General features: G+C 64.2%; 18 protein-coding genes. 10 read left to right on the top strand and 8 right to left on the bottom strand.

The window, feature by feature from the left end:
• Window positions 1-163: 163 nt before the first annotated feature.
• The 3 genes from ACWGTO_RS15895 (at window position 164) to ACWGTO_RS15905 (ending at window position 2,698) form a co-directional block, all read left to right on the top strand.
• Window positions 164-781 (top strand): LysE family translocator, encoded by a 618-nt coding sequence (locus ACWGTO_RS15895; RefSeq protein WP_454575767.1) that lies wholly within the window; start codon window positions 164-166, stop codon window positions 779-781.
• A 174-nt stretch (window positions 782-955) separates the two neighbouring features.
• Window positions 956-1,936: a cysteine synthase A gene (gene cysK, locus ACWGTO_RS15900; RefSeq protein ID WP_352674863.1), complete on the top strand. Its 981-nt coding sequence runs from the start codon at window positions 956-958 to the stop codon at window positions 1,934-1,936.
• Window positions 1,937-2,071: 135 nt separating this feature from the next.
• Entirely contained in the window at window positions 2,072-2,698 is a 627-nt protein-coding gene (locus ACWGTO_RS15905) for a glutathione S-transferase family protein (protein ID WP_454575768.1), read from the top strand.
• A 16-nt stretch (window positions 2,699-2,714) separates the two neighbouring features.
• Here the strand turns inward: ACWGTO_RS15905 and ACWGTO_RS15910 are convergent, their stop codons facing one another.
• Window positions 2,715-3,959 carry an RNA polymerase sigma factor gene (locus ACWGTO_RS15910; RefSeq protein WP_454575769.1) on the bottom strand — a complete coding sequence of 415 codons (1,245 nt, stop codon included), beginning with the start codon at window positions 3,957-3,959 and terminating at the stop codon, window positions 2,715-2,717.
• 7 nt (window positions 3,960-3,966) lie between these two features.
• Complete coding sequence (locus ACWGTO_RS15915) at window positions 3,967-4,335, bottom strand: YciI family protein (protein WP_454575770.1); 369 nt, start codon at window positions 4,333-4,335, stop codon at window positions 3,967-3,969.
• Window positions 4,336-4,555: 220 nt separating this feature from the next.
• On the opposite strand from ACWGTO_RS15915, the gene ACWGTO_RS15920 reads away from it, so the two are divergent.
• On the top strand, window positions 4,556-5,017 hold the full coding sequence (locus ACWGTO_RS15920) for a RidA family protein (RefSeq protein ID WP_454575771.1): 462 nt from the start codon (window positions 4,556-4,558) through the stop codon (window positions 5,015-5,017).
• Between the two features lie 115 nt (window positions 5,018-5,132).
• Here ACWGTO_RS15920 and ACWGTO_RS15925 read toward each other — a convergent pair whose 3' ends face one another.
• Together ACWGTO_RS15925 and ACWGTO_RS15930 are read right to left on the bottom strand one after the other, a co-directional pair.
• Window positions 5,133-5,558 (bottom strand): thiol-disulfide oxidoreductase DCC family protein, encoded by a 426-nt coding sequence (locus ACWGTO_RS15925; protein ID WP_454575772.1) that lies wholly within the window; start codon window positions 5,556-5,558, stop codon window positions 5,133-5,135.
• A gap of 179 nt (window positions 5,559-5,737) precedes the next feature.
• Window positions 5,738-5,878, bottom strand: coding sequence for a hypothetical protein (locus ACWGTO_RS15930; RefSeq protein WP_023672040.1), 141 nt, complete (start codon window positions 5,876-5,878; stop codon window positions 5,738-5,740).
• Between the two features lie 354 nt (window positions 5,879-6,232).
• On the opposite strand from ACWGTO_RS15930, the gene ku reads away from it, so the two are divergent.
• The gene (gene ku, locus ACWGTO_RS15935; protein WP_454575773.1) at window positions 6,233-7,099 is read left to right on the top strand and encodes a non-homologous end joining protein Ku; all 867 of its coding nucleotides are present in this window, start codon (window positions 6,233-6,235) and stop codon (window positions 7,097-7,099) included.
• A 5-nt stretch (window positions 7,100-7,104) separates the two neighbouring features.
• Window positions 7,105-9,612, top strand: coding sequence for a DNA ligase D (ligD, locus tag ACWGTO_RS15940; RefSeq protein WP_454575788.1), 2,508 nt, complete (start codon window positions 7,105-7,107; stop codon window positions 9,610-9,612).
• A 219-nt stretch (window positions 9,613-9,831) separates the two neighbouring features.
• Here the strand turns inward: ligD and ACWGTO_RS15945 are convergent, their stop codons facing one another.
• Window positions 9,832-10,506 (bottom strand): ArsR/SmtB family transcription factor, encoded by a 675-nt coding sequence (locus tag ACWGTO_RS15945; RefSeq protein ID WP_454575774.1) that lies wholly within the window; start codon window positions 10,504-10,506, stop codon window positions 9,832-9,834.
• A gap of 69 nt (window positions 10,507-10,575) precedes the next feature.
• Between ACWGTO_RS15945 and ACWGTO_RS15950 the strand changes: the two genes are divergently transcribed.
• The 3 genes from ACWGTO_RS15950 (at window position 10,576) to ACWGTO_RS15960 (ending at window position 11,564) form a co-directional block, all read left to right on the top strand.
• Window positions 10,576-10,779, top strand: a complete 204-nt coding sequence (locus tag ACWGTO_RS15950; protein WP_454575775.1) for a DUF1127 domain-containing protein — start codon at window positions 10,576-10,578, stop codon at window positions 10,777-10,779.
• An 87-nt stretch (window positions 10,780-10,866) separates the two neighbouring features.
• The gene (locus ACWGTO_RS15955) at window positions 10,867-11,223 is read left to right on the top strand and encodes an NIPSNAP family protein (RefSeq protein ID WP_454575776.1); all 357 of its coding nucleotides are present in this window, start codon (window positions 10,867-10,869) and stop codon (window positions 11,221-11,223) included.
• Window positions 11,220-11,564, top strand: a complete 345-nt coding sequence (locus ACWGTO_RS15960; protein WP_454575777.1) for an antibiotic biosynthesis monooxygenase family protein — start codon at window positions 11,220-11,222, stop codon at window positions 11,562-11,564. The genes ACWGTO_RS15955 and ACWGTO_RS15960 overlap by 4 nt, the downstream gene beginning before the upstream one ends.
• A 262-nt stretch (window positions 11,565-11,826) precedes the next feature.
• Here ACWGTO_RS15960 and mbfA read toward each other — a convergent pair whose 3' ends face one another.
• A complete protein-coding gene (gene mbfA, locus ACWGTO_RS15965) occupies window positions 11,827-12,810 on the bottom strand; it encodes an iron exporter MbfA (protein WP_454575778.1) in 984 nt (327 codons plus the stop codon).
• Between the two features lie 168 nt (window positions 12,811-12,978).
• On the opposite strand from mbfA, the gene ACWGTO_RS15970 reads away from it, so the two are divergent.
• A complete protein-coding gene (locus ACWGTO_RS15970; RefSeq protein ID WP_454575789.1) occupies window positions 12,979-13,299 on the top strand; it encodes a hypothetical protein in 321 nt (106 codons plus the stop codon).
• Between the two features lie 165 nt (window positions 13,300-13,464).
• On the opposite strand, the gene ACWGTO_RS15975 is transcribed toward ACWGTO_RS15970, so the two are convergent.
• Together ACWGTO_RS15975 and ACWGTO_RS15980 are read right to left on the bottom strand one after the other, a co-directional pair.
• On the bottom strand, window positions 13,465-13,851 hold the full coding sequence (locus tag ACWGTO_RS15975; protein ID WP_454575779.1) for an endonuclease domain-containing protein: 387 nt from the start codon (window positions 13,849-13,851) through the stop codon (window positions 13,465-13,467).
• A gap of 203 nt (window positions 13,852-14,054) precedes the next feature.
• The coding region (locus tag ACWGTO_RS15980) for a transposase (RefSeq protein ID WP_454575780.1) at window positions 14,055-14,411 on the bottom strand (357 nt) is incomplete at its 5' end.

A 14,411-nucleotide genomic window follows, 5' to 3' on the forward strand; every position in this document is an offset into this window, starting at 1 on the left:
GTGGGGCGGATGGGGGATAGCCGCTCTTCCCGGGCGCGTAAGTGAACCATCTCTCGTTGTCGGCCGCGCCCGGACGACCGTTCGACCCTCTGGCGCAATCGAATCCGTTTTGCCCCCGGCGGCTTTCATGGCATCAGGGGTCCGTTCACGGGGTGCAACCGTCATGACCCTCACCGGCTTTCTCGCCTACAGCGCCGCACTTGGCATCGCCGCCGCCATTCCCGGCCCTGGCGTCACCGCGCTTGTGGCGCGGGCGCTGGGCTCCGGCTTTCGCTCGTCGCTGGCCATGTCCTTCGGCCTGATGCTCGGCGACCTCACCTACCTCACCGCCGTGGTGCTCGGCCTTGCCTTCGTCGCCCAGACATTCGGCATGGTCTTCCTCGCCGTCAAATGGCTGGGCGTCGCCTATCTCGCCTTCCTCGGCTGGCGTTTCTGGACCGCCGGGATCACCCCCGAGACTGTCGAGGCGCGCAAGGGCAAGGGCGGCCTGGTGTCGAGCTTCCTTGCCGGCCTCACCGTCACGCTCGGCAATCCGAAGACGATGATCTTCTACCTCGCCATCACGCCGACCATCGTCGACCTGAAGACCATCACGCTTGCCGACTACGGCATCCTGGTCATGCTCACCGTGATCGTGCTCTTCGTGGTGCTGGTGCCCTATCTGGCGCTGGCGGCCAAGGCGCGCTGGTTCCTGAAATCGCCGCGCGCGCTGAAGGCGCTGAACCGCACCGCCGCCGGCTTCATGGTTGGCGCCGTGGCAGCCATTGCCGCCCGGCAATAGGTCGGCTTCAGCCAATCCATTCCGCCAATCGGGCCATCCGGAAAATGCGTTTCCGGAGGGCAAGCGTTTTCAGCAAGCGTCCCACTCGATATTTTCGGCCGGCAGCCTATCTTGCGCGGTCGAAAGCCCTATTCTGTCCGCCGATGCCAATTGCCTGATCTGGGAGCGAAACCAATGAACAAGCCCGTCTCTTCGCCGCGCGTGCCCGGCCGCGGCCGCGTCTACAATTCGATCACCGAGACGATCGGCGACACGCCGTTGGTGCGGCTCGACAAATTCGCCAGGGAGAAAGGCGTCGTCGCCAACCTTCTGGCCAAACTCGAATTCTTCAACCCGATCGCCTCGGTCAAGGACCGTATCGGCGTTTCGATGATCGAGGCGCTGGAAGCGTCGGGCCGCATCAAGCCCGGCAAGACGACGCTGATCGAGCCGACCTCCGGGAATACCGGCATCGCCCTCGCCTTCGCCGCAGCCGCCAAGGGCTACAAGCTGATCCTGACCATGCCCGAAACCATGTCGGTGGAGCGCCGCAAGATGCTGGCGCTGCTCGGCGCCGAACTGGTGCTGACCGAAGGTCCCAAGGGCATGAAGGGCGCCATCGCCAAGGCCGACGAACTGGCCGCCACTCTGCCCGACGCCGTCATTCCGCAGCAGTTCGAGAACCCGGCCAATCCGGAGATCCACCGCCGCACCACGGCCGAAGAGATCTGGAACGACACTGATGGCGGGGTCGACATCTTCGTCGCCGGGATCGGCACCGGCGGCACCATCACCGGCGTCGGCCAGGTGCTGAAGCAGCGCAAGCCTTCGGTGCATGTCGTCGCCGTCGAGCCGGAGGCCTCGCCCGTTCTGTCGGGCGGCCAGCCCGGCCCGCACAAGATCCAGGGCATCGGCGCCGGCTTCGCGCCAAAGATCCTCGACACCTCGATCTATGACGAGATCGTCAAGGTCTCCAATGAGGATTCGGTCGCCAATGCCCGCCTCGTCGCCCGCCTCGAAGGCGTCCCCGTCGGTATCTCGTCGGGCGCCGCGCTGCAGGCGGCCATCGTCGTCGGCTCGCGGCCGGAGAACAAAGGCAAGAACCTGGTGGTGATCATCCCGTCCTTCGCCGAGCGCTATCTCTCGACCATCCTGTTCGACGGGTTGGGAGCTTAGGCCTCGCGTCTGCAAACGACCGTCCCCGCTGGACAGCCGAAAAACCGCTGGTGGCTTCAGCCACCGGCTTGAGCGGAGGACGGCTTCCGGGTCAAATCGCCCCGGCCTGCTTCGTGCGGCCAGCGGAGGATTTTAATGTACAGACTTTATACGCGCCCGGGCAGCGCCGGCTTCGTTGTCGAGGCGGCTCTGGCGCTGGCAAACGCGCCATTCGAGCAGATCGACGTCCCCAAGACTGACCGGCCCGATCCAGCGTTTCTCGACATCAGCCCGATGAACCAGGTTCCGGTGCTGACCTTGCCCAACGGTCAGTCGATAACCGAATCCGCGGCGATCTGCATCCTGCTTGCCGAGCGTCACCCGGAAGCGGGTCTGGCACCGGCTATAGGTTCGCCGGACCGCGCCGACTTCCTGCGCTGGATGGCGTTCATGTCGTCGGCGCTCTATCCGGCCATCCTGCGCCTGTATTATGCCCATCGCTATACCACCGATGCCGATGGCAAGGAAGCCGTCAAGCAGGCAGCCATTGCCGAGATGGACCGTGGCTTCACCATTGTCGATGCCGCACTTGAGGGACGAGACTGGCTGGTCGGCGGCGGGATGTCGCTGGCCGACATCTATCTCGTCATGCTGGTGGCCTGGCGCCCCGATATCGACAAGGCCCGCACGGGCTGGCCGAACATCGAACGCCTGTGGTCGGTGTTGCGGGCGCATCCGCTGATGACGCGGCTCAACACGGCGCATGAGATGTGGCCGGCCTGAGCGGGCGCGGCGAAGCTCAATTTTGCAGGATTGCCCGTTTCGCCTGCAAAAATCGGCGCACGGCCGGGTCGCGTTCGAGGCCGATCGCCCGGTCGTAGGCTTCGACCGCCTGCGCCGCATTGCCGAGCCTGGCCAGCAGTCCGGCGCGGGCCGCCCAGTAGGGCTGATAGTCGGCGAGCCGCTTGTCGTCGCCAAGCACGTAGAGCGCAGCCAGCCCCGCCGTCGCCCCATCGGCCTCGGCGATCGCCACGGCGCGGTTGATCGCCACCACCGGCGAGCCTGATATCACCGACAGCGCATCGTAGAAATTGCGGATCGCCGCCCAGTCGGTCTGGCCAGTCCGCCGCCGCGTCGCGTGCACCGACTGCACGGCGGCCTCGAGCTGGTAGCGGCCGATGATCCCCTTGGTCGCGGCATGGCCGAGCAGCGCTTCGGCTTCATCGATCAGGGCGTGATCCCAAAGCCGGCAATCCTGATCGGCCAGCGGCACATAGTCGCCGTCGTCATTGCGCCGCGCCGCGCGCCGCGCCTCCGCAAACAGCATCAGCGCCAGCAGGCCGAGCGCTTCCGGCTCGTCCGGCATCAGCGACGCCACCAGCCGTCCGAGCCAGATGCCTTCCGTCGCCAGGTTGCGTGTCCGGGTCTCCGTGCCGGCGGGGTCGGTCCAGCCTTCGGCGAAAGCGGCGTAGATCGCCTCCAGCACCGTATCCAGCCGCTCGCTGAGTTCGGCCCGCTCCGGTACGCGAAACGGAATGCCGATCTCGCGGATGCGGCTCTTGGCGCGCACCAGGCGCTGGCCCATCGTTGCCGGCGAAACCAGGAAGGCCGAGGCGATGGTCGCCGCGTCGAAACCCAGAACCGTCTGCAGGATCAGCGGCGCCCGCACGCTGGCTTCGATCACCGGATGCGCGCAGGCAAACATCAGCCTGAGACGCTCGTCGGGAAGGTCTTCGTCTTCCATGCTCGCCTCCATCTCCTCGGCCATCAGCTTGAGATGGTCGCGGCTCGCCTCGCTGGTCAGCCGACGGCGCACCGCATCGACACCACGGCGGCGCGCGACGGCCAGCAGCCATGCCTCAGGCTTCTCGGGCACGCCGGTCTGCGGCCAGCGCTCCAACGCCGCCGCGAAGGCATCGGCCAACGCATCCTCCGCCCCCGCCACGTCGCGCGTGCGCGCCGCGAGCCAGGCAATCAGTTTGCCGTAGCCTTGCCGGGCGGCCGCCTCGGCCGCCGCCCGCACGATCTCCGGGCGACTGTCCATCACAGGGTCACTTCTCGGATATGTACTCGGTCATTTCCCAGATCGGCCGTACCTCGATCGTGCCGGCGCTGGCGCCCGGACAGCGCGCTGCCCACGCGATTGCCGCATCGGCGTCGTCAGCCTCGATCATGTAGAAGCCGGCAAGCTGCTCCTTGGTGTCGGCATAGGGACCATCGAGCACATTGGTCTTGCCGTTGGCCGTCCGCACCGCGGTGGCTAGCTGGGTCGGCTTCAGCCGGTCACCGGCGAGCCACGCTCCGGATTTCTTCAATGCTTCGGTGTAGGCGCCATAGGCGGCGCTGATCTCGTAGGTCTTGTCGCTCGGCGCGGCCGCCATCGCGGCTTCGTTTGCGTAAATCAAAAGCATGTATCGCATGGTCTTCTCCCGTTTTCTCGAGGGCCGCTCCGTTGCGGGCCGAACGTATGTCGCGCGGCCATGCCCGATTTCGACAAGGCTCCTGAAAAAACTTTCGCCTTCGCCACGAGGTTTCGCAAGGGCCGTCTGCTGGACAATGACCAGCAGACTGGCAGCAGTTTTGCGCAGCACTATCCTCTGGCGTTGGCAGGGGGCGTCACGCGAGGCATGGGAGGAGAGAATGGAACTCGTAACCCACAAGAAGTTCAAGAACGGCCGGCTGATGCCGTGGGGCAAAGGCACAGTCGTCAGCGGCGCGAAAGGCACCGTCTATCTCTGCGGCAACACCGCGACATCGGCCGACTACGATCCGGCCGGCAAGAAGGGCGGCGGCTTCGCCGGCGATGCGGCGGCGCAGTGGCGTGAAGTTCTCGGCAACATCAAATCGGATCTGGAGGAGCTGGGCAGCGGCCTCGACCACCTCATCAGGCTGACCTTCTTCGTCAGAGGGCCATTTCCCGATGGCGGCGTCCTCAGCTCTCCCAATTTTCGCCTCGACGTGCTGGACGCGTTCTTCGCCGAGCATTGTCCGAAGCATTGCAGCTACAACAATCCGCCGCCCTCGGAGGTGATCGGCGTCGCAGCGCTTGCCCAGGCCGACATCGTCATCGAGATCGTCGCCGTTGCGGCGCTTCCGGACTGAGGCTGCGGAAAGGCTCAGCTTTGCCATAGCCGCCGACGACCAGGAGCCTCATTGCGCCGTTGCCTCCATGCATGTCGTTTCCCCAAAACCGAGGTCACTTTTGGGCGACATGGGATTAGCCGATCATGCGCGCACGCATCGCGGCGGACGGGATGTCGCAACTGTCCTTGCGGCCGAAGATGACGTAGCGGTTTCTGGCGATGCGTTCGTAGAGCCAGTCGCGCAAAGGGCGCGGCAACAGCAGCAGGGCTCTCGCCGCGCGCCACGGCCAGCCGAGCTCGGCCATCACGGCAATGAAACTGTCCAGCCGCACGAAAGGAGCGCCGTCGATGAGGACCAGATTGTTCTCGTAACTGTCGGTGCGCAGTCCGTATTTGTGGAACAGCGCCTCGCCGAAGGGCGACTGCGCCGTGGCGAAGCGGAAACGGTTTTTGCGGTCAAGCCTGACCACGGTGCGCACGAAGCCCGAGCACAGCACGCAGACGCCATCGAAAACGATCAATGGCTGGTTGGCATCGAAGGGTTCAGGAGAAGAAGTCACGGGACATCCGGTGGCTCATGTCAGGCGACACTAAGCCTGCCGGCAGCGGGATCAAAGCCGCGGCGTTGTCGCACGGCCTCTCGCGGCCAGCGCGGGGCGCTCGGCGCGGTAGGTGGTTGCGCGGTGGTCGGCGGCCGGCCTGCAGATCCGGCTGTCGTGACGCATTTCGAACATCATGATCAGTGCGCGCCGAGCGAACTGCCGCGACGGGCGCAGGCCGGGCCCGGGCCGCGCATGTAATAGCGCTCCGGCCGATAGGTCGGCGCGATGAATTCGCGGATGGCGGCGGCGTAGCCGGCGATGTGGCCCCAGAATTTCATTTTCTTAAGTCCCTGTCCCAATTTTCGGATGTCCCGTCCGATTGCGGGGATCATAACGTCGAGGCGTGAATAGTCGGTGAACACGATGTTAATCTTCGGTCGAAAACCCGTCGCTTCGTGGCCGGAATGCGGCTGTTTCGGGGTCTTTCAGAGCCTTTTGAGTCCTTTCCGGCCAATGTGACTTTTGCATCACATATGTTTCGTCTGGATGTCGCTTGGGCGCGCTTCTGTTTCAATTTCGGCGACGCCAGCGAAATTTCCGTGCGCACGGCTGGAAGGTCCCTTTGGCAGCGCCCGGAACCAGAACGGGCCTTACCCGTTCTCGCTTGAACCGCATCGCGCAGGAGTTTCGCCATGGCACCCCGCCCAGCCTGGAAGGGCTATCTGAAACTGTCGCTGGTCACCTGCGCCGTCGAACTGACCAACGTCGTCACCCACACCGAAAAAGTCTCGTTCCGGGTGCTGAACCGCAAGACCGGCAACACGGTCAAGCGCATCTATGTCGATGCCGAAACCGGCAAGCCGCTCGACGAAGGCAACGAGATCAAGGGCTACGAACTCGACGACGGCGACTTCGTCCATATCGAGGAAGACGAGATCGCCGCGGTGCAGATCGAGTCCTCGCACACCATGGCGCTGGACGGCTTTGTCGACAAAGCCTCGATCCAGCAGATCTATCTCGACACGCCCTATTACGTCGCGCCGGCCGACAAGGTGTCGGAGGAGGCCTTTGCCGTCATCCGCGACGCCATGGCCGGCAAGAAGATGGCCGGGCTGGCGCGCATCGTGCTCTACGCCAGAGAACGGCCCGTCGTCATCGAACCGCTCGGCAAAGGCATGGTCCTGACCACTTTGCGCTACGACAACACGGTGCGGCAGCCCGATAGCGTCTTCGGCGACATCAAGGCGGTGAAGACCGACCAGGAGATGACCGATCTGGCCGAGCTCATCATCGACAAGAAGAAAGCCAAGTTCGATCCGTCGAAATTCGAGGACAAGTATGAGGACGCGCTGCTCGAACTGATCCGCGCCAAGAAGGCCGGCAAGAAGGCGCCGAAGCCACAGGCCGCGCCCAAGCCGTCCAACGTCGTCAACCTGTTCGACGCGCTGAAGAAGAGCCTGTCTGATGGCGGTGCGGCGAAGGCCCCGGCTAAGAAAGCCAAGCCGGCGGCCAAAAGCACCAAGCCGAAAGCTGCTGTGCCGAAGCGCAAATCGGCGTGAACGTCATGGCCGGCCTCGAACAATATCAATCCAAGCGCGATTTCAAGAAGACGGCGGAGCCTGCCGGCAAGGTCACGCGTGGCAAGACATCCGGCGGCATCTTCGTCGTCCAGAAGCACGACGCCACCAGGCTGCATTACGATTTCCGCCTGGAGCATGACGGCGTCCTGTGGAGCTGGGCGGTGACGCGCGGCCCAAGCCTCGATCCGCACGAAAAGCGGCTGGCCGTTCATGTCGAGGATCACCCGATCGACTATGCCGGCTTCGAGGGCACCATCCCCAAGGGCGAGTATGGCGGCGGCACGGTCATCGTCTGGGACGAAGGCACATGGACGCCCGAGATCGACCCCGCCAAGGCAATGAAGAAGGGCCACATCTCGTTCGAACTCAAAGGAAAGAAGCTGAACGGCCTGTGGCATCTGGTCAGGTTGAAACCCCGCGCCGGCGAAAAGCGTGACAACTGGCTGCTGATCAAATCCGACGACGCCGCCGCCCGCCCCGGCGAGGATATTCTGAAGGACGCGCCGAAATCGGTGAAATCGGGCCTGACCATCGAGCAGGTCGCGGAAGGCAAGACCGCCGACGGCAAGAAGCCGAAAGTCTGGCACTCCAACAAGCCGGCCGCCTCGAGCAAGGCGAAAGCCGGAAAACGCCTCGATTTCATCGAGCCGCAGCTGGCGACGCTGGAGCGCGACGCGCCGCCCGGCAAGGACTGGCTGCACGAAGTCAAATTCGACGGCTACCGCATGCAGGCGCAGATCGCCGGCACCGAGGTGCGGCTGTTGACCCGCACCGGCCTCGACTGGACGGAGAAATTTGGCCCCGAGATCGTTGCCGAACTGGCCCGGCTGAAATGCAGCGACGCCATCATCGATGGCGAGATCGTCGTGCTGGCCGACAGCGGCGTGTCTTCCTTCTCCCTGCTGCAGCAGGATCTCTCTGCCAATCGCACCAGCCGCTTCACCTACTACGTCTTCGACCTGATGCGGCTCGACGGCAAGGATTTGCGCCGCGAGCCGCTGGTCGAGCGCAAGCAGGTGCTGCAGGAGTTGCTCGGCGAGCCGGCCGAAAATGCCGCGGTCCGCTTCAGCGATCATTTCGCCGAACCCGGCAAAATCATGCTGCAGCACGCCTGCCGCATGGGGCTCGAAGGCATTGTCTCCAAGCGCGCCGACGCACCCTATCGCAGCGGCCGCGGTCCTTCCTGGGTGAAGTCGAAATGTACGGCGCGCCAGGAATTCGTCATCGGCGGATACCTGCCGTCGGAAAAGACCGGGCGCGGATTGCGCTCGTTGCTGGTCGGCTACCACGAGGGCGGCAAGCTGCATTATGCCGGCCGCGTCGGCACCGGCTTCTCGGCCAAGGGCGCCACCGATCTGAAGAAAAAGCTCGATGCGCTGAAGGCAAAATCCTCGCCCTTCGCCGCCGCCGTGCCGAAGGGCAAGGGCCTGGTCTGGGTCAAGCCCGAACTTGTCGGCGAAGTGGAGTTCCGCAGCTGGACCTCCGACCGTATAATACGCCACGCGTCGTTCCAGGGACTGCGCGAGGACAAGCCGGCGGAGGAAGTCGTGCAGGAAAAGCCATCGAAGGCCGGCAGCAAGGCAACGCCCGCGGCAAGCAGCGCCGGCAAGGCTGCCGGGACCAAAGCTGGGGCAATGACCACCAGCGTAAAACTTTCCCATCCCGAAAAGCTGCTCTGGCCCGACGAGAAGATATCGAAGCAGGCCTTGCTCGAGCACTACGCGCTGGTCTGGCCGCGGATGGAGCAGTTCATCGTCAACCGGCCGCTCAGCCTCGTCAGGGCGCCGGACGGCATTGGCGGCCCGCGCTTTTTCCAGAAACACGCCTCGGCCGGCATGAGCGACAAGATCGCCCGGATGAAGGATCCGACCGACGGCGAGGAAATCCTGTTCATCCGCGATTTCGACGGCCTCGCCGCCCTGGTCCAATATGGCGTGGTCGAGGTCCACATCTGGGGCTGCATGATCGATGAACTGGAAAAGCCCGACCAGATCATCTTCGATCTCGATCCAGACGAGGGCGTCGACGTCAAGGCGGTGCGCGAGGCCGCGCTCGATATAAGAGGCAAGCTCGACGATCTGTCGCTGCCGAATTTCGTCAAACCATCGGGCGGCAAGGGCTATCACGTGCTGGTGCCGCTGAAGCCCGCGGCGGGTTGGGAGGCGGTCAAAACCTTCTCGCATGATTTCGCCAGGGCGCTGGAGCAGGGAGCGCCTGATCGCTACACGGCGACGCTGTCGAAGAAGGCGCGCACCGGAAAAATCTTCGTCGACTATCTTCGCAACGGTCGCGGCTCGACGACCGTCGCGCCCTACTCCTCGCGCGCCAAGAAAGGCGCGACGGTGTCGATCCCGGTGACGTGGGCGGAGGTGGAAGCGGGGCTGGCGCCGAATGCATTTCCGATCGGCGACAAGACGACGCTGAAGCAATTGGAGAAGGCCGATCCGTGGAAGGAGTTCTTCAAGCAGGCGAAGGTATTGAAGCGGGGGTGAAAGGGCCGACGTAGCGATCCGTCACACCCCCCTCTGCCCTGCCGGGCATCTCCCCCGCAAGGGGGGAGATTGGCAGCTTCAAAGCGTCGCTCTTCTTGAGAGGTTGGAGATTGGCGAAATCCAAGGCGCGCTTGATCTCCCTCCTTGCGGGGGAGATGGCCGGCAGGCCAGAGGGGGGTGCTGTCCCGCCGACGTCCTGTAGGGACAGCGCCGTCTACCTCACCCCAGAAACACCTTCTCAAACGCCTGCTTCCCCGGCGGCGTAAACACCACCGCCCGGCTGCCCTTCTCCCGCCTCGCCCATTTCTCGGCCAGGATCTTGTCCAGAATCGCCGCACCCAAAGTCCCGGCCAAATGCGAGCGGCGCACGCTCCAGTCAAGGCAGGCGCGGCACACCGGCCGGCGCGGCTTGGCATCGACATCGATGCCGATGGCGGAAAAATGCGACGCCGCCGACGGCCCGAGCCGGATCTCCTTGTCGTCGCGTAAAAGAATGTCGCGCGTGACGAGCCGGTCGAGCATAGCCACGGCCTGCTCGCCGGCGAGGTGGTCGTAGCAGACACGCGCCACGCGCATCGCGCCGTCGCGCGGGCCTGGCCGCACGCGCTTGGGGCCGACGGCTTCCGCAACGCCGGTGATCGCCTCGATCATCCCCGCCACTTGCGGGCCGGCGAGACCGTAATAGCGATGCCGGCCCTGGCTGGCCAAGGTCAGCAGTCCGCCCTCCATCAGCTTCGACAGATGCGAGGATGCCGTCGGCAGCGATACGCCGGCCTCCAGGGCCAGTTCGCTCGCCGTCAAGGCCGTGCCGCCCATCAGCGCATTCAGCATGTTTGCCCGCGCCGGATCGCCGACCAGGCTGGCGATGCGGGCAATGTCCGGTCCTTCACGCATAGTTAGGTCTCCATCGAAGCATTCTTGTCAGATAATCACTATTATCGGGCGAGATCAAGGAGAACGCCGATGCCAACCGCTTCCACCCCGCTCGCCGGCCGCCGGCCGTTTCCGTTCGTGACCTGGCTGCACCGGCGGCTGCTCGCCCGCTGGTATGACCGCCATCTGCAGCGGCTCGACCTCGCGGAGGTCGACGACCATTTGCTGCGCGACCTCGGCCTGACCCGCGAGGATGTGCGCCGCGAATGCGCAAAATCCTTCTGGCAGGCCTGACCGCCAGCGCTTTTGCTTAGCAGACCCCGCGGCACAACGTTTCGACGCCGCTCGAACTATTGACGCAGAAAACCCAAGGAGATCCACATGACCATCACCTGCTTCATCCGCTATGAGATCGATCCGTTCGGCAAGGCGGCCTTCGAGCAATATGCCAAGGCCTGGGGCCAGGCGATCCCGCGCTGCGGCGCCGATCTGATCGGCTACTACGCCCCGCATGAAGGCTCGGCCACCACCGCCTACGCCGCCTACAACATCGACAGCCTCGCCGCCTACGAGGCCTACCGCGCCCGGCTCGCCGCCGATCCGGCGGGCAAGGCCAATTACGAATTCGCGCGCCGCGAAAAGTTCATCTTGAAAGAAGACCGCATCTTCCTGAAGCTGGTGTCCGGACCGCATGGACCGCGACAGCTGCTCCAGACCGCGGTCAAGGAGGAAGCATGATCGCGGTTATCTTCGAGGTCGAGCCGGCTGAGGGAAAACGGGATGCCTATCTGGGCATCGCCGCTGAACTGCGGCCGCTGCTCGACGGCATTGACGGCTTCATCTCGATCGAGCGCTTCCAGAGCCTGGTCGACCCGAACCGCGTCCTGTCGCTGTCCTTCTGGCGCGACGAGGAAGCGGTCAAGGCATGGCGCAACACGGAGGAGCACCGGCAGGCGCAAAGGGTCGGCCGCGGCGGAATCTTTGCCGGCTATCGGTTGCGGATCGCGCATGTGGTGCGGGACTATGGGCTGACGGAGCGGGAAGAAGCGCCGGCGGATAGTCGGGTGGTGAATGGGTAGCGCCTGGCGCGGTGCTTCCTTCTCCCCTGTGGGGTGAGAAGCGGTCCGCGTAGCGGACGAAAAGCCAATTGCTTGGCTTTTCGAGCTTCGAACGCCCTAAGCCATGCGAAGGGCCGGGGCTAGCCGATCCACCCCCGGCCGGGTCCCCGCTGCTTCGCAGCGTCCCGGCGTTCGCCGGCCTTTCATCGTGCCACTGGCACGATGAATTCGCTTCGCGAACCGGCTGCTCACCGCCCACAAGGGAAGAAGGCGACGTTGGCGCTCACGCGTTCCCGATCAGCACCCCGGCCGCGAACACCAGCGCCCCACCCAGCACCACCTGAAACGCCGCGCGCAGGAAAGGTGTCTGCATGTAGCGGTTCTGCACGAAGGCGATTGTCCACAGTTCGAAGAACACCACCACCGCGGCCACCGCCGTCGCCGTCCAGAAATGCGGAATGAGATAGGGCAGCGCGTGGCCCAGCCCGCCCAGCGTGGTCATGATGCCGACGGTGAGCCCCCGTTTGATCGGCGAGCCGCGGCCCGACAATTTGCCGTCGTCGGAGGCGACTTCGGTGAAGCCCATCGAAATGCCGGCGCCGATCGAGGCGGCCAGGCCGACCAGCAGCGTCTGCCAGGTGTCATGCGTGGCGAACGCGGCGGCAAAGATCGGCGCCAGCGTCGACACCGAGCCGTCCATCAGCCCGGCCAGCCCCGGCTGCACATAGGTCAGGATGAACTGACGCTGCTCGGCGCTGGCTTCCTCGTCTTTCACCGCGCCCGGCACAAGTTTCTGCTCCAGCCGATGCGCTGAATTCTCATGGCTTTGCTCGGCAGCGGCCAGCTCGCCGAGCAGCTTTCGGGTCGAAGCGTCGCTGGTGCGCTTGGCCGCCTCGACATAGAAGCGATAGGCCTGCTGCTCCATGGCTTCGGCCTGCCGCCGAACATGGTCGACGCCCAGCGGCCGCACCAGCCAGTCGGGCTTGCGCTCGTAATAGCCTTTTACATGCTCGCGCCGCAGCAGCGGAATGCGCTCGCCGAAACGCTTGCGGTAAAGCTCTATGAGGGAATCGCGATGGCCGTCTTCCTCGAGCGCCATCGCCTCGAACACTTTTGCCGATTGCGGAAAGCTTTCGGCCAGTCCCTCGGCATAGGCGCGGTAGATGCGCCCGTCATCTTCCTCCGACGAAATCGCCAGCGCCAGGATCTCCTGTTCCGACAGCGATTCGAAGGGACGGCGACCGAAACCGAAGACGCGGGAAAGCATGACAAATTCACCCTAGTTTAGAATTATTCTAAACTAGGCGCTGGCGCCTCGCCGGTCAATCGCCGGTCAAGAAATGTTGAAGCGCGGGCGCCTGTACGCGCTCTTCATTATCAGCGAATGTTCGCCTATATAGGTGGGCAACACGCAAAGCGAAAGGTGTTCATGGAGATGACGGCAAAGCCGCACGACCACTTCGACCCGAAACCCGTCCTCGATCTCATCGCCAGCATCGAGGCCGACCTGCAGCGGCTGAAAGGCCTGGTCGAACAGCAGGTCGAGAAATTCGACCCCGCCAATCCGCACAACAAGGCGCCCGACGGCAAGCTGACCGAGGAGGGCGTCGAGTGCTGCTACCGCCTGTTCGACGAAGGCAAGTCGCGCTATTCGGTCGCCCAGCAGATGAAGATCTCGTTTGCCGCCGCAACGCACAGGTTCAATGCCTGGCGCAAGGCGGGCGGATCGAAACGGCAAAGGGCGTTGCTTGGGTAAAGCCTTAGTGAGAAGATTGGCGAAAGCCGAAGCGACATCCAGTCTCCCCCCTCGTGGGGGTTGAGGAGCGGTCCGCGCAGCGGACGGAAAGCCAATTGCTTGGCTTTCCGAGCGACGAACGGCCGGCAGGACAGAGGGGGCGCTGTCCCGCCGACTTTTCCCTGCCTACAGCTCAGCACCGTCAGTTGCGCCTCCAAGCCCAGCCGCAATCACAATATGCTGGCAGACATTGTCGATGTCGCGCATGACGTCGTCGTTCCAGAACCGCAGTACGGTCCAGCCATCTTGTTCGAGTCGCGCTGTCCGCGTTTCATCGCCGTCCGCCCCATCGGCATCCGCATGCTGGGAGCCATCGACTTCGATGACCAGCTTCTTCTCGGGGCAAGCGAAGTCGACAATGTAGCCGGCAATGGGAAATTGTCGTCGGAAGCCAAGCCCCATCAGTCGATGCGCACGAAGTTCGTTCCATAGCTTGAGCTCGGCTGAGGTCAGGACTTTGCGCATCGATCTGGCGTTTGCACGATGTCGAGGCGGCAATGGTGTATGGGGCATGGGTGGCTATCTAGGCTGGCGCTCTACGGCGCCCCCCTCTGTCCTGCCGGACATCTCCCCCACTTGGGGCCTGTTGCGCAGTTGCTGACCAGATAGCGTTGAGCGTTGAAAGCAGGCGATTGCTGCTTGTGTCTTTGGGGTTGGCGTCTGGTTTTCTGATTTTGGTGGCGGCTTGGCCCTGAGCGGCCGGATTGCAGGCGCAGCTATCCCGTGATGGCAGCCCATCGGCGCATGTTGAAGGCGATCGCCGCCATCGTGACCTGAGCAGTTGCCTTGGCTAGCCCGACATAGCGGATCATGGTCAGTCTCATGCGGTTCTTGAGCGTGGCGAAGGTGGTCTCCACTGCCGCCCGTCGCCTGGCGATCAACTGGTTATAGTGCTTGAGCCGTGGCGATAGCGCATGGTGCTTGTTGGGACGGCGCGCGATGCGAGGCTTCTTGCCCTCGGCTTTGAGCCGGGCACGGCGGGCATGGGTGTCATAGGCGGCGTCCGCCCACACCGTCTTCTCGTCGCCACAGATCAAGGCATCGGCTACCACCGTGTCGTTGACGTTGGCCGG

It is taken from the genome of Mesorhizobium sp. PL10 (assembly GCF_053714315.1).

Bases quoted from the DNA above. Each gene is read 5' to 3' on its own strand.
- ACWGTO_RS15895 (WP_454575767.1), top strand. From the start codon at position 164: ATGACCCTCACCGGCTTTCTCGCCTACAGCGCCGCACTTGGCATCGCC.
- cysK (WP_352674863.1), top strand. From the start codon at position 956: ATGAACAAGCCCGTCTCTTCGCCGCGCGTGCCCGGCCGCGGCCGCGTC.
- ACWGTO_RS15905 (WP_454575768.1), top strand. From the start codon at position 2,072: ATGTACAGACTTTATACGCGCCCGGGCAGCGCCGGCTTCGTTGTCGAG.
- ACWGTO_RS15910 (WP_454575769.1), bottom strand. From the start codon at position 3,959: ATGGACAGTCGCCCGGAGATCGTGCGGGCGGCGGCCGAGGCGGCCGCC.
- ACWGTO_RS15915 (WP_454575770.1), bottom strand. From the start codon at position 4,335: ATGCGATACATGCTTTTGATTTACGCAAACGAAGCCGCGATGGCGGCC.
- ACWGTO_RS15920 (WP_454575771.1), top strand. From the start codon at position 4,556: ATGGAACTCGTAACCCACAAGAAGTTCAAGAACGGCCGGCTGATGCCG.
- ACWGTO_RS15930 (WP_023672040.1), bottom strand. From the start codon at position 5,878: ATGAAATTCTGGGGCCACATCGCCGGCTACGCCGCCGCCATCCGCGAA.
- ku (WP_454575773.1), top strand. From the start codon at position 6,233: ATGGCACCCCGCCCAGCCTGGAAGGGCTATCTGAAACTGTCGCTGGTC.
- ligD (WP_454575788.1), top strand. From the start codon at position 7,105: ATGGCCGGCCTCGAACAATATCAATCCAAGCGCGATTTCAAGAAGACG.
- ACWGTO_RS15945 (WP_454575774.1), bottom strand. From the start codon at position 10,506: ATGCGTGAAGGACCGGACATTGCCCGCATCGCCAGCCTGGTCGGCGAT.
- ACWGTO_RS15950 (WP_454575775.1), top strand. From the start codon at position 10,576: ATGCCAACCGCTTCCACCCCGCTCGCCGGCCGCCGGCCGTTTCCGTTC.
- ACWGTO_RS15955 (WP_454575776.1), top strand. From the start codon at position 10,867: ATGACCATCACCTGCTTCATCCGCTATGAGATCGATCCGTTCGGCAAG.
- ACWGTO_RS15960 (WP_454575777.1), top strand. From the start codon at position 11,220: ATGATCGCGGTTATCTTCGAGGTCGAGCCGGCTGAGGGAAAACGGGAT.
- mbfA (WP_454575778.1), bottom strand. From the start codon at position 12,810: ATGCTTTCCCGCGTCTTCGGTTTCGGTCGCCGTCCCTTCGAATCGCTG.
- ACWGTO_RS15970 (WP_454575789.1), top strand. From the start codon at position 12,979: ATGACGGCAAAGCCGCACGACCACTTCGACCCGAAACCCGTCCTCGAT.
- ACWGTO_RS15975 (WP_454575779.1), bottom strand. From the start codon at position 13,851: ATGCCCCATACACCATTGCCGCCTCGACATCGTGCAAACGCCAGATCG.